We start from the raw sequence: 19330 nt of genomic DNA, 5'->3' as shown, positions 1-19330 counted from the left end.
CGTGGCCTCAGCCGAGGATTGCGCGACTATCCTCCGGCGCCTCATCGCGGTCATGCAGGCCGTAGTCGCGCAACACATGGGCGACCCGCAGGCGGTAATTGGCAAAGACACCCTCCCGGCCCGCCCTTTGCGCGTGACGATGCTCCTCCGTTTCGCGCCAGCGACGCACTACATCCTCGTCGCGCCAGAAGGACAAGGACAGGAGCTTTCCACGCGTGGTCAGGCTTTCAAAACGTTCGACGGAGACAAAACCGTCGGTTGCTTCAAGCCGGGCGCGCAGCTCGCCCGCCAGATCGAGATAGCGGTGCCGTTCACCGGTATAGGGGACAACCTCGAAGATCACCGCGATCATGGCTGGACCATGAGCGCGGGGATTTCGGATACGCACTTCAGGAAGAGCCGGTCCTCCTTGAGGATGAAGCGGGCATTGCGGGCGAATTCGTAATTGGCTTTGCCGAGCGGATCGGCGGCGAGCCGGGTGCGATAGGCCTCGTAGGCCGCCAGATCCTTAACGTGATAGATGCCGTAAGCCGTGGTGGCCGACCCTTCATGCGGGGCGAAATAGCCGACCAGATCGGCGCCGCAGCGCGGAATCGCCTCGCCCCAGTTGCGGGCGTAGGTGGTGAAGGCGTCGCGGGCAAACGGATCGATCTCGTAACGGATGACGCAGGTGATCATGGCTGTTCCTTTCAGGCTGTGATGGTGTTGACGCCCCCTCGTCGCATATTGCCCAACAGCAATGCTTCGATTACGATCGAAGCATGAGTGAAGGACCGGACATCGCCCGTCTCGCCGCCCTGATCGGCGACCCCGCCCGCGCCAACATGCTGTTGGCGCTGATGGACGGCCGGGCGCTGACCGCCACCGAGCTTGCCGGAGCCGCCGGCATCGGCCTGCCGACGGCCAGCTCGCACCTTGCGAAACTTGACGAGGGCGGGCTGCTGACCCAGCGCAAGCAGGGCCGCCATCGCCATTTCACCCTTGCCGATCCATCGGTCGGACGGATGATCGAAAGCCTGATGGGCTTCGCCGCGAGCCGCGGCCATGTACGCCACAAGGCGGGACCGAAGGAGCCGGCGCTGCGCAAGGCGCGGGTCTGCTACGACCATCTGGCCGGCGACTATGGGGTGCGCATGCTCGACAGCTTGCGGGCCGCAGGAGCGATTGTCGGCGAAGAGGAACATCCGCAGCTGACATCTCTTGGCGAGGCACTGGTCTGCGACAACGGTATAGACCTCGCCGGACTGAAGGCGCAGCGCCGCCCGCTCTGCCGCGCCTGCCTCGACTGGAGCGAACGGCGCATCCATCTCTCTGGCTCACTCGGCAAGGCGCTGCTCACCCATTTTCTCGACCATGGCTACGCGCGGCGCGAGAGCGGTAGCCGGGCGATCGTTTTTTCGCCCGAGGGCGAGCGGCGTTTCGCTGCGATGTTTCCGCTGTCCAGTTAAATTCCAATCACATCAAAGGACATCGGTCGTGGTGCCAACAAGCCACACCCTCCAGGCCTTCAGCCGCCTTGCGAAGAAACCGTCCAGACGGTATGTTTAAATCTTGGCCGTGTCCGTGGAGAGCTTTTCGATGAACCCCTTGTTTCTTGCCTATAGCGCGCTGGGCGGCGCCATCGTCTGCGAAGTGATCGCCACCACCCTGTTGCAGAAGTCGGAGCAATTCTCCAGGCCGTTGCCGACCGGGGCCATGGTTCTTTTCTACATCGTCTCCTTCTATCTGCTCTCCCAGGCCCTGAAAGGCGTTCCGCTCGGCATCGCCTACGCCGTCTGGGGCGGGCTCGGAATCGTGCTGACCGCGACAATCTCGGTGGTGATCCTCAAGCAGTCGCTCGACCTGCCTGCCCTGGCCGGCATCGCCATGATCGTCACCGGCGTGATCGTCATGAATGTTTTCTCCAACTCGGTGACGCACGGCTGATGGCCAACGCCCATATGCGCAAGAAGGAGCCGGACAAGGTCCGCCGGTCGCTGCTCGACCGCACGGCGAAGCTCGCCGTCGACCAGGGGCCGGCGGCAATCACGATCCAGGCCGTCGCCACTGCGGCGGGCGTCACGAAGGGCGGACTGCTGCACCACTTTGCCAACAAACAGGCGCTGCTCGAAGCGGTGTTTGCCGATCTGCTGAAGCAGCTCACGGACGAGATCGACCGCTACATGGCCGAGGACCCGCAACCGTTCGGACGCTTCACTCGCGCCTATGTGCGGGCGGCCTTCGCCGACCACAAGCTCGGCGTGCGAAGCCCCTGGGCCGCCCTTTCGGTGACGATGGTCGCCGATCCCGGCATGCGCAGGCTCTGGTCGGACTGGCTCGACGGGCACCTTGCCGCCCATCGGGCGACGGACGACACGCCCCTCCTCGAGATCGTCCGACTGGCCGCCGACGGCGTGTGGATGGCCGACTTGATGGGGCAGGACCGCGCAGAGCCGCGCGACATGACAGGTCTGGAACCGCAACTGCTGGCCCTTGCCTCGCGACCACCCTCTGCCTGAGACCTTGCCGCATACATGGCGGATTGTTCTTTGGCATCGCTTCGTGTAGGGGAAGCGCCTCCCCCAAGGACGACAAGACGGAAATCCCCATGAGCGGCTTCGACCTTACCATCTTCGATTGCGACGGCGTGCTCGTCGATTCCGAAATCATCGCGGCACGGGTCGAATCCAAGCTGCTCAACGAAGCAGGCTATCCGATTTCGGTCGAGGAAATGGGCGAGCGTTTCGCCGGCATGACGTGGAAGAACATCCTGCTCACGGTCGAGCAGGAGATCGACATCCCGCTTTCGGCAAGCCTGCTCGACAAGTCGGAGAAGCTGCTCGACCAGCGCCTGGCCCGCGAGGTCAAGATCATCGAGGGTGTGCAGTTCGCGCTTGCCCGACTCAAGGGACCGCGCTGCATCTGCTCCAACTCGTCGCTCGCCCGGCTCGACATGATGCTCAGCAAGGTCGGACTGAAGGACTTCTTCGCGCCGCATATCTACTCGGCCAAGGACCTCGGCGCCGACCGGGTCAAGCCGAAGCCGGACATCTTCCTGCACGCTGCGGCCCAGTTCAACGTTTCTCCCGCCAAATGCGTCGTGATCGAGGATTCGGTGCATGGCGTGCACGCCGCGCGGGCCGCCGGAATGCGGGTGATCGGCTTCACCGGCGCCTCGCACACCTATCCGTCGCACGCCGACCGGCTGACCGATGCCGGCGCAGAGACAGTGATCTCCCGTATGGTTGATTTGCCGGCGGTGATCGCCGCCATGGAAGAATGGGCCGGCGCGTTCTGACCCAAGCGGGCGCTGTCGCCCGAACACCGATCAGGCGCGCTGCGGACCGACGGGACAGGCCGTTCAGATCTTCAGGCTGAGCGCGCCGGGCAGTACCTCGACATGCAAGCTGTCGAAGGGCAGCGTTTCGCCGTCCGCCTCGATCGATAGCCGCTGATCGCCGAGTGGCTCGATGTCGATAACGCGCCCGCGAAAGAAGCTGATAAGCCGGTGACCGACATGCGCGGCGGAGTAAAGGCGGGCGAGGATGCCAAGCACGCCTGTCCGGCTCGCCCCATGCAAGACGCCGATGTCGAGCAGGCCGTCGCCAAGGTCGGCGAAGGGCACGACATGCATTCCGCCGCCGAACCAGGCGCCGTTTGCCACCGCCACAACCGTGACCGGCCCCTTGAAGACCTCCACCCCGTCGACGACCAGACGAACGCCCTGGGATCGATAGCGGAGAATCTCGCGCACCGAGCACAGCAGAAAGCGCAGCGAACCACTCGCGACGCGCCGCCCTCGGCCGTTGACGGCCTGGACGATGCGGCCCGAGACCCCGACGCTGGCGATATTGGCGAAGTGGCGCTCGACGATGCGGCCGTCCGTGGTCCGACCACGCATGCGGGCAACGTCGATCCTGCGCACCGGCGCGTCGACAATCTGCCGTGCCACGGCCTCAGGATCGTGCGGCAAAGCGAAGTTGCGGGCGAAATCGCAACCCGTACCGGTCGGAGCGAAGGAAAACGGCGTCTCGGGTCTCGCCGAGCGCATGAGGCCGTCGACCACATCGCCGATCGTGCCGTCGCCGCCGAGGGCGATGATCAGTTCGCATCCCGCCTCGACCAACTCGATCGCAAGGCGTGTTGCGTCACCGGCGGAAGCGGTCTGGCGAAAGACGCAGTCGGAAAAATGCGCAGCCAAGGCCGCGCTTATTTCCCGCCCGCGCGCACGGCCGAAACGGCCGCCCGAGACGGGATTGCTGATAATTCCGACTTTCACCCATGCCCCCCGGCATTCGGGCGCGATCGACAGCACAGCGACTGGCGCTCCGTTTCGCTACCGTATTCCCGGAACGCCGCGCCCTGAAGTCGCCTCCCCTTGCTGCTTATTTCTTTACCGGCCCTTCATCGAAACCGATATGAACCTTGACCAGGCCGCCGAGATCGCCTGGCACTGCTACGTCCTTGGTGAAGACGAACTGCGTCGCCTGGGCGACGTCGGCGAGCGTTACAGGGAACTGCGTCAGTTCGGAATAAAGGACCTTGTCACCGTCCGTCACGGCGACCCGGATCGGCAGCGTGACCGGTCCAGCCTTGCCCTCAGGACCGGCCACCAGCCTGCCCTGGACCATGGCGGTGATGGTCAGCGTCGTTTCCGAGCGAGCGCAGGAGCGCGTCGTGTCGGCAAGCGAGGCCTGATAGATGACCTTGGTGGGATCATCCTTGGCGCCCTTGGCATAGGTGCGGTAGTAGGCCGTGCCGTCGCGCAGTGTGATCGGCGGGCAGAAGCCCTGCACCGCTGCGGCGGAACTGGCGGCGGGGGTCGCCGCCGGCTTGTCGGCGGCCGAGCCGAGCACGCCCCCCGGATTGCCAGCGTTGCAGCCGGCGAGAACCATCAACAAGGATGCGGCCAAGATCCCGCGCGATACCTTCACAGACACGATACTCCAACCTTCCGCAATGCTGGCTTGAAGAAGCCAGAAGCCATTCGAATTGAGGCCTTTTCATGCCCCTTGCCGATGGTCTATACCAGCGGCGCAGCGAAAAATCGATTGGGTCGCCGGTGTTTTGGTTTAATTTTCAACGCCTCCGGGGCGGCAATGCCCCAGCTTTGCCGGATGGCGCCATTCCTTCATCGGTGCGAGAACAGGAACAGCCGGGGTCGACCGGCACAAAAAGACGAACAACAGCGCCTGGAAAGGCTTAGCCTTCTCCCGCGAACCAGGCCCTTCCCTTCTTCAAGACCAAGGACAAGCATCGTGGACTATATCTCGACCCGCGGAGAGGCAAAAAGCCTCGGTTTCTGTGACGCTCTTCTCGCCGGCCTGGCCCGCGACGGCGGCCTCTATGTGCCGCGCAAGTGGCCACACCTGACGAAGAAAGAGATCCGGGCGCTGCGCGGTAAGAGCTATCAGGACATCGCCTTTGAAGTGCTCTATCGCTTCACCGGCGGCGAGATCGAGGCCGGTGTCTTCCGTGCGATGATCGACGAGGCCTATGCCACTTTCCGCCATCCGGCGGTGGCGCCGCTGGTCCAGACCGGGCCGAATTCCTTCATCCTGGAACTGTTCCACGGCACGACTCTGGCCTTCAAGGACGTCGCCATGCAGCTGCTGGCGCGGCTAATGGACCATGCGCTTGCCCAGCGCGGCGAGCGCGCGACCATTGTCGGCGCGACCTCGGGCGATACCGGCGGCGCGGCGATTGATGCCTTTGCCGGACGGGCGCGCACGGATGTCTTCATCCTTTTCCCGCATGAAAAGGTCTCACCCGTCCAGCAGCGGCAGATGACAACCTCCAAGGCTGAGAACGTCCACGCGATCGCCGTCAAGGGCAATTTCGACGACTGCCAGAATCTGGTGAAGGCGATGTTCAACGACATCGACTTCCGTGACCGGCTGAAGATCTCCGGGGTAAATTCGATCAACTGGGCGCGCATCATGGCGCAAGTGGTCTACTATTTCACCGCCGCGATCTCTCTGGGCAGCCCGGACCGCAAGGTCTCCTTCACTGTGCCGACCGGCAATTTCGGCGACATCTTCGCCGGCTATGTCGCCAAGAAGATGGGCCTGCCGATCGACAAGCTGGTGATAGCCACCAACGAGAACGACATCCTGGCCCGCACGCTGAAGACCGGCCGCTACGAGATGAAGGGCGTATCGGCCACGACCTCTCCGTCGATGGACATCCAGATCTCGTCCAACTTCGAGCGCCTTCTGTTTGAAGCCTACGATCGAGACGACAGCGCCATCCGCGCGGCAATGGAAAGCCTCAAGCAGTCCGGCGGCTTCGAGATCAAGCCGGCCGCCCTGAAAGCGATCCGCAAGGAGTTCCGCGCTGGCCGCGCCAGCGAGAAGCAGGTCGCCGCGACGATCCGCGACACGCTGGCCGAGACCGGCTATCTGCTCGACCCGCACACCGCCGTCGGCGTCTTCGTCGCCCAGAAGTTCGAGAAGCCGTCGAGCCCGATGGTGACGCTTTCGACCGCTCATCCGGCGAAATTCCCGGCTGCGGTAAAATCGGCGAGCGGTATTGACCCCGCGCTTCCGGCGTGGCTTGCTGACTTGATGGACCGGGAGGAGCGTTTCGACGTCCTCGAGGCGGAACTTAAAGCCGTCGAAACCTTTGTCGACGAGCATGCCCGCCGCGAGAATTAAGAAGCGCAGAAAGACAGATAGATGAGTGTAGAGTGTACCCGACTGCCTTCGGGGCTGACGGTGGTGACGGAAACGATGCCGCATCTCGAATCCGTGGCACTCGGGACCTGGATCAAGTCCGGATCCCGTGACGAGACGGAGGGCGAGCATGGCATCGCCCACCTGCTCGAGCACATGGCCTTCAAGGGTACGAACCGTCGCAGCGCGCGCCAGATCGCCGAGGAGATCGAGAATGTCGGCGGAGAACTGAACGCCGCCACCTCGACGGAGACCACATCCTATTACGCGCGCGTGCTGAAGGACGACGTACCGCTGGCGGTCGACATGCTCGCCGACATCCTGACCGGCTCCACCTTCGACGAGGAGGAACTGGCGCGTGAAAAACACGTCATCCTTCAGGAAATCGGGGCGGCAAACGACACACCGGACGACGTGGTGTTCGACCGTTTCTCGGAACTCGCCTATGCAGGTCAGCCGCTCGGCCGGCCGATCCTCGGCACGCCGGACACGGTAAAGGCCTTCACCAGCGCCGAAATCCGCGCCTATCTCGACCGCAATTACACGACGGACCGCATGTTCGTCGTGGCCGCCGGTGCGGTCGATCACGACACTTTCGTCAAACAGGTCGAGGAGCGCTTCGCCACACTGCGCACCAAGCCCGAGGTCAGCCCGATCATCGAGGCCGCCCGCTATACCGGAGGCGAGGCCCGCGAGGAGCGCGACCTGATGGACGCGCAACTTCTCATCGGCTTCGAGGGCCGCGCCTATCACGCGCGCGACTTCTACGCCTCACAGATCCTGGCCAACATTCTCGGCGGCGGCATGTCCTCGCGTCTTTTCCAGGAAGTGCGGGAGATCCGTGGCCTCTGCTATTCGATCTACGCTTTTCACTGGGGCTTTTCCGACAGCGGCATCTTCGGCATCCATGCCGCGACCGGCGGGGAAAATCTTCCGGAGCTTGTCCCGGTCATCATCGATGAATTGCGCAAGGCCTCGCAATCCATCGACAGTCAGGAGATCGACCGTTCGCGCGCCCAGGTGCGCGCCCAGCTTCTGATGGGCCAGGAAAGCCCGGCCGCGCGTGCCGGCCAAATCGCCCGGCAGATGATGCTCTACGGTCGTCCAATCTCCAACCAGGAGATGATGGACCGGCTCGCCGGCATCACCCCCGAGCGACTGACCGATCTCGGCGGACGGTTGTTCTTCGAAACCACGCCGACACTCTCGGCCATCGGTCCGCTCGAACACCTCGCGCCGATGAGCGAGATCAACGGCGCGCTGTCGGCGGGGCGCGCAACGCCGCTCAAGGCGGCCGGCTGAGTTTGCCGGGATCGCGCTAAAGTAACCGCCGACGGACGCGCTCCCGCCGGCACGGGCCTGAAGGGATTGCGATGACACGTTCGGTCTTTCGGTTTCTGTCGCGGCAGCCGGAAACGCCGGAACTGGTGAATGCCACCCATCGCCTTCGCCTGCCGCGTTACGACGATTTCGAGCAATGGCATGAACTGCGTCGCGACAGCCGTGCCTTTCTGCAACCCTGGGAGCCCACGTGGCGAGCCGATGATCTGACCGAGCGTGCCTTCCGTTCGCGCGTCGTGCGCAACGGCCAGGAGTTCCATTCCGGCCTCGCCGTTCCCTTCCTGCTTTTTGGCGGTCCCGACGAAGTCCTGCTCGGCGGCCTGACCATCGGTCTGATCCGCCGGGGTGCGTCACAAAGCTGCATGATCGGATATTGGATGGGCGAGCGTCATGCGGGCAAAGGCCATATGTTTGCCGCACTTCGCCTGGCTATTCCCTACATCTTCGGGGTGCTTGAGTTGCACCGGATTGAAGCAACCTGTATCCCAGAGAACGAGAAAAGCATCCGGCTCCTCGAGGGGGTCGGATTTGAGCGGGAAGGTCTCTTGCGACAGTATCTGAAAATCAACGGGCAATGGCGCGATCACACGATGCTGTCTCTCCTCAGCGACCGCGCCTCGGGGAACGGGAAAAAAGAAAACTCATGACGTCTGACCGGAACAGGCAAGCGGCAGCCGGCCGTCGGCTTGCCGCCGCGCTGGCCGCGGCAATTCTTGCGTTCGTCGGTCTCTTCTCGTCGCTGGCGCTTGCCGCGGAACCGGTGAAGATCGCCCGCGACGACACCGCGCTCGACCTCACCGCCACAACGGAGATCTACACCAACCAGGGCAATGCCTTCCAGGTCTCGACCGCGGCCGGCGCCGATGGCATTCGCCGGCGCATCGAGGTGCGGGCCTCCTCGGAGGACCACCAGGGCGACTGGGCGGTCTTCGCGCTCGCCAATGTTTCGGAGGAGCAGCTGGAGCGCGTCATTGTCGCCCCGCACTTCCGCCTTGCCGGCTCGCACATCTTCTGGCCGGATCTTGGCTCGCAGCGCATCATCTCGATCACCCCGTCGGAGGGCTTCGCGCTTGACCGGGTACCGAGCCCGGACGCTGACGTGTTCCGCATCACGCTCAACCCCGGCTCCGTGATCACCTTCGTCGCCGAACTCGCGACCCCCAACCTGCCGCAGATCTACCTTTGGGAACCGGACGCCTACAAGGACACAGTCAACGCCTTCACCCTCTATCGTGGCATCGTGCTCGGCATTGCAGGCCTGCTTGCGGTATTCCTGACCATCTTCTTTGTCGTCAAGGGCACGTCCATGCTGCCGGCGGCGGCGGCGCTCGCCTGGGCGGTGCTCGCCTATATCTGCGTCGACTTCGGCTTCCTCGAAAAGCTCATCAGCATTACCTCCAGCGACCAGCGCATTTGGCGAGCGGGCGCGGAAGTGGCACTGGCGTCGAGCCTCGTCATCTTCCTCTTCACCTACCTCAATCTCAATCGCTGGCATGTCCATCTCGGCTATGCGACATTCGCCTGGATCCTTGGCCTCGCCCTTCTGTTCGGCGTGGCGATTTACGATCCGTCGATCGCCGCCGGCATCGCCCGCCTGTCCTTCGCTCTGACCGGGACGGTGGGCATCGCGCTGATCTTCTATCTCGGCTTCAATCGCTACGACCGCGCCATCCTGCTCATACCGACCTGGGCGCTGATCATCGTCTGGTTGTTCGGCGGTTGGCTGACCGTCACCGGGCAGCTCGACAATGACATCATTCAGCCGGCGCTCGGCGGTGGACTGGTGCTGATCGTGCTCCTGATCGGCTTTACCGTCATGCAGCACGCCTTTGCCGGCGGCGCCTATCAGCAGGGCCTGTTCTCCGACCTCGAGCGCCAGTCACTGGCCTTGACCGGATCGGGCGATACGGTCTGGGACTGGGACGTGGCACGCGACCGTGTGGTGACGATCCCCGATATTTCCGTCCGCCTCGGCCTTGCGCCCGGAACCATGCACGGCGCCGCGCGCAACTGGCTGCCGCGGCTCCACCCGGACGACCGGGACCGGTTTCGCGCCACGCTCGACGTGCTTCTCGAGCACCGGAAAGGGCGGCTCAACCACGAATTCCGTATCCGCGCCGAGGACGGCCATTTCCACTGGTTGAAGATCCGCGCCCGGCCCGTGCTCGGATCCAACGGTGAGGTCATCCGCTGCGTGGGCACGATTATCGACGTCACCGAGCAGAAGAACTCGATCGACCGGCTGCTCAGCGACGCCATGCACGACAATCTGACCGGCCTGCCGAACCACGAGGTTTTCCTCGACAGGCTGCAATCGATGCTGACCCTGGCCAGCGGCACTGAGACCGTCCGACCGACCGTTCTTGCGATCGACATCGACCGTTACAAGCTGGTGAACGACAGTCTCGGCATCGCCGCCGGTGACAATATCCTGATTGCACTTACCCGTCGCCTCCGCCGGCTGATGAAGCCGCAGGATACGCTGGCGCGTATCGGTGGCGACGAATTCGGGCTGATCCTCGTCTCCGAACGTGATCCGGTCAAGATCGCCGACTTCGCCGACGCCGTGTCGAAGGCGATCATGGTGCCGATCAACTTCGCCAATCGCGAGGTCATCCTCACCGCCTCGATCGGCCTTGTCTCCTGGGTCGACCAGCAGGAAAACGCCGCAAGTCTGCTCTCCGATGCCGAACTTGCCATGTACCGCGCCAAACGGGCGGGCGGCAATCGCGTCGAACCATTCCGCCCCGCCTTCCGCACCGCCGGCACCGACCGGCTGCAACTTGAGACCGACCTGCGCCGTGCGATAGAGCGCAAGGAACTGTCGATGGTCTACCAGCCGATCGTCCGCCTTGCCGATGGCGAGGTCGCCGGCTTCGAGGCTTTGATGCGCTGGGACCATCCGAAGCGTGGCAATATCCCGCCGTCGGAATTCATTCCGATCGCCGAAATGTCGGACCTGATCGAACCGCTCGGCATGTTCGCGCTCGAACGCGCGACCACCGACCTGATGGAATGGGAGCGGCACACGGGCGAGATCCCGGTCTTCGTCGCCGTCAACCTGTCGAGCGCGCAGCTGCTCTCAAGCGAACTCTACAGCGACATTCGCGCCTTGCTGGGCAAGACACGATGCGACCCGCACCGCATCAGGCTTGAACTGACCGAGAGCGTGGTAATGGAGAACCCGGAACAAGCGCGCCTGCTGCTTGCCAAGTTGAAGGAGACCGGCATTTCCCTGGCGCTCGACGACTTCGGCACCGGCTATTCCTCGTTGGCTTACCTCACCCGCTTCCCGTTCGACACGATCAAGCTCGACAAGGCGCTAGTCAACGACCGCTCCGACAAGCGGTCCGTGCTGCTGAAATCCGTCATATCCATGGCCCGCGGGCTGGAGATGCAGGTGGTGGCGGAAGGGATAGAGAGCGATGCCGACGCCGAGGAACTCGCCAAGCTCGGCTGCGATTTCGGCCAGAGCTACCTGTTCGGCGCGCCGCTCGGCTCGGAATCGATCCAGCGGCTGCTCAAGGAACGGTTCCCGCTGACCAAGCGGGCATAAGAGCCATAGGGGCGCGTGACGCGCGTCCTCTTCACGCGTGGCCGGCTTCCATCGACAGCATGGCGGGGCTCACCCCCATCAGCGCCAAGGCCCGGTCGTATTTGTTGTCGAGCGAGCGGTCGAAGATGATGTCTTCCGTTGCAGGGCAATGCAGCCAGCCATTGGCGGCCATTTCCAGCTCGAGCTGACCCGGCCCCCAGCCGGCATAGCCGAGCAGCATGGTGGCACGGCGCGGGCCGCGGCCAGCGGCAATCTCGCGAACGATGTCGAGCGTCGCCGTCAGCGAGATGTCGTCGCTGACGGGAATGCTGCTGTCCCCGCTATAATCGTCGCTGTGCAGCACGAAACCACGGCCGGTCTCGACCGGTCCACCGCTCTGGATGGGAAAATCGCGCGCGTGCTCCGGCAGCATGATCGCGTCCGTCCTGTCGATCAGATCAAGGTGAAGCAGCACCTCCGCGAAGGTAACCGGCTGAGCGCGGTTGATGATGAATCCCATCGCGCCGGCAGGTGAATGCGCGCAGATAAAGACGACGGAGCGAGCAAAGTTGCCATCTGCCATGCCCGGCATGGCGATCAACAGCTGACCGTCGAGAAGTCCCCGTTCACGATCCTTCTTCAGCGTCGAGAAAGCCATACTTTACCTCCACGGACCCCTTTGGGGCGGCTGATTCAAGGCCGGATCGTCCGGCCATGAACTCGTCAATCAACGGAGGATGGGGCAGGAACGGCAATCAATCAACTAAAAATGATCCGGCTATCGCAAGCGTTACTGGTCGAGCGGCAAACGTTGGAATAAACGGCTTTCCCATGATGAGAACAGTGCGCGCAAATTTTCGTCGACCCGGCCTTGCTCTTGCGGCGCTCGCGGCCGCCCTTATGGGCCAAACCTGTGCAGCCTGGGCCGAGAGCAGCGACTGGGCGGTGAACCAGGGCGGTCGTATGCGGCTGGTGGTCTTGCCGGCCGACGCGCAGGGCACACGCGCTGCGGCTTTGCAGATCGAACCCTCGCCCGGCTGGATCACCTATTGGCGCGAGCCGGGCGATGCCGGCATACCGCCCTCTATCACCATTGCGCCGGAGAGCGGCTATGCGCTGACGGAGGTCGCCTACCCGGTGCCGAAGCGGATCGACAACGGTGACATCCACGACATCGGCTATGACGCCCCGGTGACGCTCCCGCTCACCCTTGTGGCCTCCGGTGCTGGCACCTCTTCTCCGGGCGAGATCAATGCCTCCGTGTTCATCGGTCTTTGCCGCAATATCTGCATTCCCTTCCAGGCGGAGTTGCGACTGACGCCGAACGATGCGGAAGAGGCGGAAGAGACAGCGTTGATCGTTGCGGCGCGCGCGAGACTGCCGGAGCCTCCCGCCGCCGATTTCGCGCTCAAGGCCCACGCACTTTCGGCCGATGGCAAGCATCTCTCGCTGACGCTGACCGTTCCAACGCAGACCAAAGAGCGGGACGCCGAGATCTTCGTCACCGGACCGAGCGGCCATGTCTTTCTCGACGAGAGCGAACGCAAGCTTTCCGGCGACGAACTGACCGTCGTCCTTCCGATCAGTGGGCTGCCGCGCAAATATGACATCCACGGCAAGACCTGGGGAGTGCTAGTCAAGGCCGGCGGTCGCGCGATGGAAACCCATCTTGCCTTTGACTAGCGTCAATCTATATTCCGCAGCGACCGGCCGGCCGAACGGAGCCCGCCCGAACCCAGCGAGGAGATTTTCATGACGATTGCGATTGGCGAGCGCCTGCCCCAGGCGACCTTCAAGGAGAAAACGGCCGATGGTGCGGTAGAGCTGACGACCGACGACCTGTTCAAGGGCAAGCGCGTCGTCCTGTTCGCCGTACCGGGCGCATTCACCCCGACCTGCTCGCTGAACCATTTGCCGGGTTATCTGGAAAACCGCGACGCGATCCTCGCCCGCGGCGTCGACGATATCGCCGTCATCTCCGTCAACGACTGGCATGTCATGGGGGCCTGGGCGCAGCAGAGTGGCGGGCTCGGCAAGATTCATTTCCTTGCCGACTGGGACGCTTCCTTCACCAAGGCGCTCGGGCTCGACGCGGACCTGTCCGCCGGTGGGCTTGGCGTGCGCTCCAAGCGTTATTCCATGCTGGTCGAGGACGGCGTGGTGAAGTCGCTCAACGTCGAGGAAAACCCCGGCCAGGCGACCGTTTCGGCGGCTGCGGCGATGATCGAACAGCTCTGACAACAATCGCCGGATTGCCAAAAGGCGGCGGAGCGATCCGCCGCCTTTTTGTTGTATTCAGATCTCCATATCGAAAACGAGTATCCCGGAAAGCCCGCCATCGGTTGCCTTGACGATGCGGTCGCCGACAGCGATGTGGTCAGGGTGCTTGAGGTAGTAATCCCGCACCATGGTATCTTCGAAGGTGATGATGAATCCATCGAGATAGCCTCCGTGCAACCCTTCCGGCGAGACATTCGGGCCATACTTGACCTCAAGCATGCCGGGTATGATGTTCTTCAGAGCCGCGATACCCTGATAGATCGCCAGTTTCTCGGTTTCTTGCGTCGACGCTTTGAAGCGCAGGAATACGCAATGCTGGATCATGGCGTCTTTCTCCCATGTGGTTTCTTGCCGGCGCAGGATAGGCAGAAAGGTCTGGATGGCAAGGCGAGATGTGTCGCCACGCGGCGCGCTCAGCGCCCCTGCAGCAGCGCTCGCCCGAGATTGGGCTTTTTGAATGGTTCCATTCCCTTGCGCGCCAGCTCGTCGGCACGCTCGTTTTCCGGATGACCGGCGTGGCCCTTGACCCAGTGCCAGGTGACCTTGTGACGCTGATTGGCGACATCCAGCGCCTGCCAAAGCTCGCCATTCTTGACAGGCTTCTTGTCGGCGGTACGCCAGCCGTTTTTCTTCCAGCCGAAGATCCACTTGGAAATGCCGTCCATCACGTATTTGCTGTCAGTGTGCAGATCGACCTCGCAGGCGCTTTTCAGCGCGTTCAAGGCGCTGATCGCGGCCAGAAGCTCCATACGGTTGTTGGTGGTTTCAGCCTCACCGCCGCACAGTTCCTTTTCCGTTTCGCCATGGCGCAGCACCGCACCCCAGCCGCCAGGACCGGGATTGCCGGAGCAGGCGCCGTCGGTGAAAATATCGACATGCTTCATCGGATAAGTCCGTATTCGGCGCTTGTGGCCACCTGACGGTGGAAGCGCAGCTTCTTCAGGTATTCGAGCGGGTCCTTCTTGACCACCAGCGCGCCGGCCGGCGTCATCAGCCAGTCGTAGAGGCGGGTCAGGAAAAAACGCAGCGCCGAACCGCGGCAGAGAGTGGGCAAGGCCGTGATTTCAGCCTCGGACAGCGGGCGGACCGACTGGTAGCCCTCGATCATCGCCATGCCCTTGGTGATATTGTAGGCGCCGTCCTTCTCGAAGCACCAGGCGTTGAGGCAGATCGACAGGTCGTAGACGAGGAAGTCATTGCAGGCGAAATAGAAGTCGATCAGGCCCGACAATTCGTCGTCGAGGAAGAAGACGTTGTCGGGAAACAGGTCGGCGTGGATGACGCCTTGCGGCAGATCCTTCGGCCAGTGTGCGGCGAGGAAAGCAAGCTCATTGCCGATCTCCTCTTCGAGCCCGGTCTCGACTTCGTCGGCGCGATCCTTCGACTTGGCCCACAGTCCCTTCCAGCCCTCCAGCGCGAGCGCATTGGGACGCTTCAGCGCAAAGCCCTCTCCCGCCACATGCATGGCGGCCAGCGCGCGGCCGACCTCGCGGCAGTGCTTGACCTCGGGCTTCCTCAGCCACATGCCCTCGAGAAAGGAGATCAGCGCCGCCGGACGGCCGGACAACTCACCGAGAAGCGCGCCATCCTTGCGCGGCAGAGGCAGTGGGCAGGACAGCCCGCGATCGGCGAGATGATGCATCAGGCCGAGGAAAAACGGCAGGTCGTTCTTCTCCACCCGCTTTTCGTAAAGGGTGAGGATCAGCGGAAATTTGGAGGTATGCAACAGGAAGTTGGAATTCTCCACTCCCTCGGCGATGCCCTTGTAGGACAAAAGCTCTCCCGCATCATATTGCGTGAGGAAGGCCTTGAGATCGCCCTCGTTGATATCGGTATAGACTGCCACGTCAAAAAATCCCGCGCTGCGTTCGTTGTGCCGCCAATGATAGCGCAAGCCATACAGCGGGGGAAAAGGGAGTGCCAGTGCCGGCGGGGAAATGGGCACAGGAATTGAAGGCGGTATTGGCGAACAAGATGCTCAAGGCGAACGTGTTAGGCGGATTGCGCATAGCCACGCAGGTTGCCGGGATTGTCTCCGGTTCGTGTCTGTCGCAAGGCAGCCCGCGCCAAAGATCCAGACCGCGCCAGCCCATGCTCTTCTTGCCTCAAAGTTAGGAAAGAAGGTCTCTACAAATCTCGGGGCTATTCATAGGCATCGACTTCCCGCAGGACATCCTCCGGCAGACGAATATTCAGCCACACCGCTTTCTTTGCCTCGGATTTCAACGGAATGAAGACGGCGACGCCATCCTTGTTGACCGGATCACTCATGATCGCCTCCAGCGAGGATGGTTCGGGAATAGGCGCCATCCTCAATCATGCCTTCGACATGCAGGCCGAGCGCCTCTTGCGCCATACGCTCGTCGAGGTGTCTGCCCGGCCGTCACAACGCCCGGAAAATCGGCAAAGGAGACGTCGACATCGCTGTCAACGTCCTTGTGGACATCGACGGCAGGGCAAACTCGACCGCCGTTTTCTCATCCTTGATCACGGCAGCCAAGACTATTGCCTTGAAGGCGGGGGCTGACGGCGGGGGGGCATTTCGTCATCATAGCTCTTATTCCTAGCAGACTGCCGTCTTCATGAGCCAAAATCCAGTTATCTCAACCGTTCAATTTTCGCGAGCCACCGCTATCGCCATATGGTTCGATTGGCGCCTCAGCCTCATTAACACAAGAAAACAGCATCGGCCGCAACGCGCCCGATGCTGTTTCAGATCACCGATTCTCTCCGACCAAAGTAACGGTGAGAATAATCAGGCGCTTTTCTGTCGCGCCTGAAAAAGAGGGCCTACCAGAGGAACTTGACCGAAACAGTGCCACGATGCTCGGAGACGCCATCACCAATGCGGCCGTTATAGTCCAGCCCCAGAGCTATATTTGACGCGCCATTATTGGCCAAGACGGCGGAAATCCCCGCATTCAAGAGAACGAAGGTATCGCTTCCCGTCGTCACAGGCGTATTCCACCCTGCCGGCAAGCCGCCCACAAAGCTCGTATTGACGGTTCGGTCAGTGTCGCCGAATTCGTGGACAACCATGGCCTTGCCCCGCATGACAAGACTGCCCCAATCCTGCTTCAGCCGATAATCGGTACGCAGGCCGAAGCCGCCTTGAACGGAGCTGATGTCCTGGGAGCCGACGTTCAGCGCGACACCGCCGCCTGCTTCAGTGAAGTCGCCGACTTTGGTGTGGACGATCGACAGGTCACCGACCGGCCCGATTTTCCAGCCGTCGTTTTCATAGTCGTAGCCGGCCTGCACGCGGGCCAAGATTGAATGGCCGGTGGTGTCACCCTCGTAGGTGTTGTTGATCGCGCCAATCGAAACGGTGCGGCTCGAGTTATAATCCGAAAATGCGTACCCCAATGCTCCGTCAAGGTAGAAGCCGTTCGCCCAGTTGGAGCCAAAGTAGCCGGTGAAGGAATAGGTATCCGCATCAAGAGAGCCGACGCCGCCATCAACATTAGCAGAACCAGAGGTGAAGCCGAAGGCGGAACCCAGGAGCAGGGTATCGCTCAGCTTAACGTCGCCACCTACGGATGCCGACCAGCTGTTGTAGTCGAAGCCCATGCTGTCCGCCCGGGCGTCGTTGCTTCCATAGAAACCGCCACCCGCGAAGAAGACGGAGAACGCATCATTATAAGTATGGCTGTTCTGCCCATCGACCGAGGCGGCGCCAAACCCCGTTCCATAACGCGATCCGTCGATGCGGAAGAAAGCGTTGTCCATCTGGTTGCGCGCCGCGCCATTGGTCAGAGCATCAAAGGCGCTAAGAAAACCGAAACCGGTCTGGGCGATGGCGGCAGAACGCTGCGCAGCAGGCAGAGCCTCGATCGCCGTGGCGACATTGTCCAACTCCGGGTCCAGTGCCAAGAATGGAACACGAGCGGCATCGAGATTTGCTGCAATGTCGAACTGATAGTCATCCACCGCAGCGGCTACGACCGGTGCGAAAACAGGCACGACACGGATCGTGAACTCGCCATTGTTGAAGCCATCGAGATCAGCGATGTCGATACCGAAGTTAGCATTTACCTTCGAAATGTCCTCGACAACATCTTGCGAATAGATAGGGTTCGCAAGGAGAGCATCGATTTGGGCCTGCGTTAGAACGACAGCGGTTCCGGCGCCGGTCGGATCCGGGACCAAAGTACCACCGGCAGGAATACCAAGTCCGAGGGTGCTCGGATCTACCACCGCGAAGCTGCCGTCGGCATTGAGCGCCCGGTAGGTCACCCATTGGCCGTTGAGATAGGCCGCCATAAGCACGCCGTCCGTCGAGGGATCGTTGTCGTTATCCCAGAAGATACCCTGCGGGGAGAAAGCAAGCGGAAGCAGCGCGGTATCAGCGCCGAACAGATCGGCATAGGTCGTTCCAACCACCGCGCCGGTGGCCGGATCGAACTGAACCGGCGCGCCAGCATTCAATTGCTCCTGAACACTGCCGGCAGTTGCAACGGCAGGATCAAAGGTCAGAGCAACGCGCTGATCCGGCGTGAAAAAGCCAATAGTAGCGCCGTCATTGGTGCCGTCACCGTTTGTGTCCTGGCCCTCCAGGCCAAACAGACCCGCCGCATAGAAGGTTCTCTGTAGTGGTGACTGGACAAGAGCGGTCGTCGAGCCGGCCCAAGTGGCCGCTGACGGATTTGATGCCAAAGTCTTGGCGATTAGATTGTCGAATTACACCGAAGTGTTGCCGGCAACCGATACGGTCCGGAAATTGTCCCCCGTGCCGTAGCCGATCTGCAACTGATAGCCGGTCATGCGAGCGCCGGTCGTATTGGTGACCTTCGAGATCGCCACATAGTCCGTCGTCCCATCACTCGTATCGATGGTGTCGAAGACCAGATCAAGCGGATTCGCTCCGTTCAGCAAGATCTTGTCACGCTTGCCGCTTTTTTGAGGGGCGTCGCAAGTGATGCCGACGCCGCTTGCAAGTATACAATTTTCATTGTCCTTAAGCGAAAAACCGTTGCCGACGAAGTCCGTCCCGGTGTACCCGGGGAAGGCGGCGTTGTTTCCCGAATTTCCAGTTATGACGGCAACGCCGGGCGCAACAATGCCCTCGGCGGGATCAACGAGGATCGATCCATCTCCGACAGCTTCCAGGAATTCCGAGATGTTATCAGCCTTGGCGCTGCCGGCAATACCGGTTGCGATCAACGCGACAATGGACACCGAACTGGCGTAAGTGAACAACGAGCGCATCAGCCCTCCTCTATTTTGCTTTGTCTAATCCTTGGCCGGATGCGGGAATCAAGACCCAATCAGCAGAATTGCATTATGAAATCACTATGCTTAATTTTTCAATGATCAAATTTCGCAGACAAGCGATCTTGATCGAGGTATTTACGGCATCGTTGCTTATGCGCAACAATGACGGAGCACCGATCGCGTCTTCGTGCAGCCCCCCCCTATCTAACTGAAAACATGTATTTTAATCTGAACTCAAAGCGCTTCGGGTTGAGTCCTTTTTCGCGAAAAACAAGGGCGCCGACATAAATAATGCCTTTCAGCAAAT

19 protein-coding genes and 1 pseudogene are annotated in these 19330 nt (G+C 61.8%); 10 read left to right on the top strand and 10 right to left on the bottom strand.

Features of this window, described 5'->3' with window-relative positions; all coding sequences use genetic code 11:
* Positions 1-7: 7 nt before the first annotated feature.
* Positions 8-352: an antibiotic biosynthesis monooxygenase family protein gene (locus RNA01_RS05625; RefSeq protein WP_147178986.1), complete on the bottom strand. Its 345-nt coding sequence runs from the start codon at positions 350-352 to the stop codon at positions 8-10.
* Positions 349-678, bottom strand: a complete 330-nt coding sequence (locus RNA01_RS05620; RefSeq protein ID WP_147178985.1) for an NIPSNAP family protein — start codon at positions 676-678, stop codon at positions 349-351. Before RNA01_RS05620 ends, RNA01_RS05625 begins: the two co-directional genes overlap by 4 nt.
* A gap of 83 nt (positions 679-761) precedes the next feature.
* On the opposite strand from RNA01_RS05620, the gene RNA01_RS05615 reads away from it, so the two are divergent.
* From RNA01_RS05615 to RNA01_RS05600, 4 genes are all read left to right on the top strand, one after another.
* A complete protein-coding gene (locus tag RNA01_RS05615; RefSeq protein ID WP_147178984.1) occupies positions 762-1448 on the top strand; it encodes an ArsR/SmtB family transcription factor in 687 nt (228 codons plus the stop codon).
* Positions 1449-1578: 130 nt separating this feature from the next.
* Positions 1579-1926 carry a DMT family transporter gene (locus tag RNA01_RS05610; protein ID WP_147178983.1) on the top strand — a complete coding sequence of 116 codons (348 nt, stop codon included), beginning with the start codon at positions 1579-1581 and terminating at the stop codon, positions 1924-1926.
* Positions 1926-2498, top strand: a complete 573-nt coding sequence (locus tag RNA01_RS05605; RefSeq protein WP_147178982.1) for a TetR/AcrR family transcriptional regulator — start codon at positions 1926-1928, stop codon at positions 2496-2498. The genes RNA01_RS05610 and RNA01_RS05605 overlap by 1 nt, the downstream gene beginning before the upstream one ends.
* A gap of 89 nt (positions 2499-2587) precedes the next feature.
* The gene (locus tag RNA01_RS05600; RefSeq protein ID WP_147178981.1) at positions 2588-3277 is read left to right on the top strand and encodes an HAD family hydrolase; all 690 of its coding nucleotides are present in this window, start codon (positions 2588-2590) and stop codon (positions 3275-3277) included.
* A gap of 63 nt (positions 3278-3340) precedes the next feature.
* Here the strand turns inward: RNA01_RS05600 and RNA01_RS05595 are convergent, their stop codons facing one another.
* Positions 3341-4258, bottom strand: coding sequence for a diacylglycerol/lipid kinase family protein (locus tag RNA01_RS05595; protein WP_170253372.1), 918 nt, complete (start codon positions 4256-4258; stop codon positions 3341-3343).
* 106 nt (positions 4259-4364) lie between these two features.
* On the bottom strand, positions 4365-4919 hold the full coding sequence (locus RNA01_RS05590) for a hypothetical protein (RefSeq protein ID WP_147178979.1): 555 nt from the start codon (positions 4917-4919) through the stop codon (positions 4365-4367).
* Positions 4920-5237: 318 nt separating this feature from the next.
* On the opposite strand from RNA01_RS05590, the gene thrC reads away from it, so the two are divergent.
* The 4 genes from thrC (at position 5238) to RNA01_RS05570 (ending at position 11550) form a co-directional block, all read left to right on the top strand.
* Positions 5238-6635, top strand: coding sequence for a threonine synthase (gene thrC, locus RNA01_RS05585; protein WP_170253371.1), 1398 nt, complete (start codon positions 5238-5240; stop codon positions 6633-6635).
* Positions 6636-6656: 21 nt separating this feature from the next.
* Positions 6657-7955 (top strand): M16 family metallopeptidase, encoded by a 1299-nt coding sequence (locus RNA01_RS05580; RefSeq protein ID WP_147178977.1) that lies wholly within the window; start codon positions 6657-6659, stop codon positions 7953-7955.
* 71 nt (positions 7956-8026) lie between these two features.
* Positions 8027-8641 carry a GNAT family N-acetyltransferase gene (locus RNA01_RS05575; protein WP_147178976.1) on the top strand — a complete coding sequence of 205 codons (615 nt, stop codon included), beginning with the start codon at positions 8027-8029 and terminating at the stop codon, positions 8639-8641.
* Positions 8638-11550 carry an EAL domain-containing protein gene (locus tag RNA01_RS05570; protein WP_147178975.1) on the top strand — a complete coding sequence of 971 codons (2913 nt, stop codon included), beginning with the start codon at positions 8638-8640 and terminating at the stop codon, positions 11548-11550. The genes RNA01_RS05575 and RNA01_RS05570 overlap by 4 nt, the downstream gene beginning before the upstream one ends.
* 31 nt (positions 11551-11581) lie before the next feature.
* Here RNA01_RS05570 and RNA01_RS05565 read toward each other — a convergent pair whose 3' ends face one another.
* Complete coding sequence (locus RNA01_RS05565) at positions 11582-12187, bottom strand: YqgE/AlgH family protein (RefSeq protein ID WP_147178974.1); 606 nt, start codon at positions 12185-12187, stop codon at positions 11582-11584.
* Between the two features lie 176 nt (positions 12188-12363).
* On the opposite strand from RNA01_RS05565, the gene RNA01_RS05560 reads away from it, so the two are divergent.
* Positions 12364-13212, top strand: coding sequence for a protein-disulfide reductase DsbD domain-containing protein (locus tag RNA01_RS05560; protein WP_147179142.1), 849 nt, complete (start codon positions 12364-12366; stop codon positions 13210-13212).
* A 69-nt stretch (positions 13213-13281) separates the two neighbouring features.
* The gene (locus tag RNA01_RS05555) at positions 13282-13767 is read left to right on the top strand and encodes a peroxiredoxin (protein WP_147178973.1); all 486 of its coding nucleotides are present in this window, start codon (positions 13282-13284) and stop codon (positions 13765-13767) included.
* 57 nt (positions 13768-13824) lie between these two features.
* On the opposite strand, the gene RNA01_RS05550 is transcribed toward RNA01_RS05555, so the two are convergent.
* The 5 genes and pseudogenes from RNA01_RS05550 to RNA01_RS24540 form a co-directional block, all read right to left on the bottom strand.
* Positions 13825-14133 carry a Dabb family protein gene (locus tag RNA01_RS05550; RefSeq protein WP_147178972.1) on the bottom strand — a complete coding sequence of 103 codons (309 nt, stop codon included), beginning with the start codon at positions 14131-14133 and terminating at the stop codon, positions 13825-13827.
* An 89-nt stretch (positions 14134-14222) separates the two neighbouring features.
* Positions 14223-14693: a ribonuclease HI gene (gene rnhA, locus RNA01_RS05545; protein ID WP_147178971.1), complete on the bottom strand. Its 471-nt coding sequence runs from the start codon at positions 14691-14693 to the stop codon at positions 14223-14225.
* Positions 14690-15655, bottom strand: a complete 966-nt coding sequence (locus tag RNA01_RS05540) for a homoserine kinase (RefSeq protein ID WP_147178970.1) — start codon at positions 15653-15655, stop codon at positions 14690-14692. The genes rnhA and RNA01_RS05540 overlap by 4 nt, the downstream gene beginning before the upstream one ends.
* 296 nt (positions 15656-15951) lie before the next feature.
* The gene (locus RNA01_RS24420) at positions 15952-16080 is read right to left on the bottom strand and encodes a type II toxin-antitoxin system HicB family antitoxin (RefSeq protein ID WP_371864048.1); all 129 of its coding nucleotides are present in this window, start codon (positions 16078-16080) and stop codon (positions 15952-15954) included.
* Between the two features lie 519 nt (positions 16081-16599).
* Positions 16600-19017: pseudogene (locus RNA01_RS24540) on the bottom strand (choice-of-anchor F family protein).
* Positions 19018-19330: the final 313 nt, after the last annotated feature.

The organism is Paenirhizobium naphthalenivorans, assembly GCF_007992095.1.
Taxonomy (GTDB): domain Bacteria; phylum Pseudomonadota; class Alphaproteobacteria; order Rhizobiales; family Rhizobiaceae; genus Allorhizobium; species Allorhizobium naphthalenivorans.
This window is presented reverse-complemented; position numbering and strand designations above follow the sequence as displayed.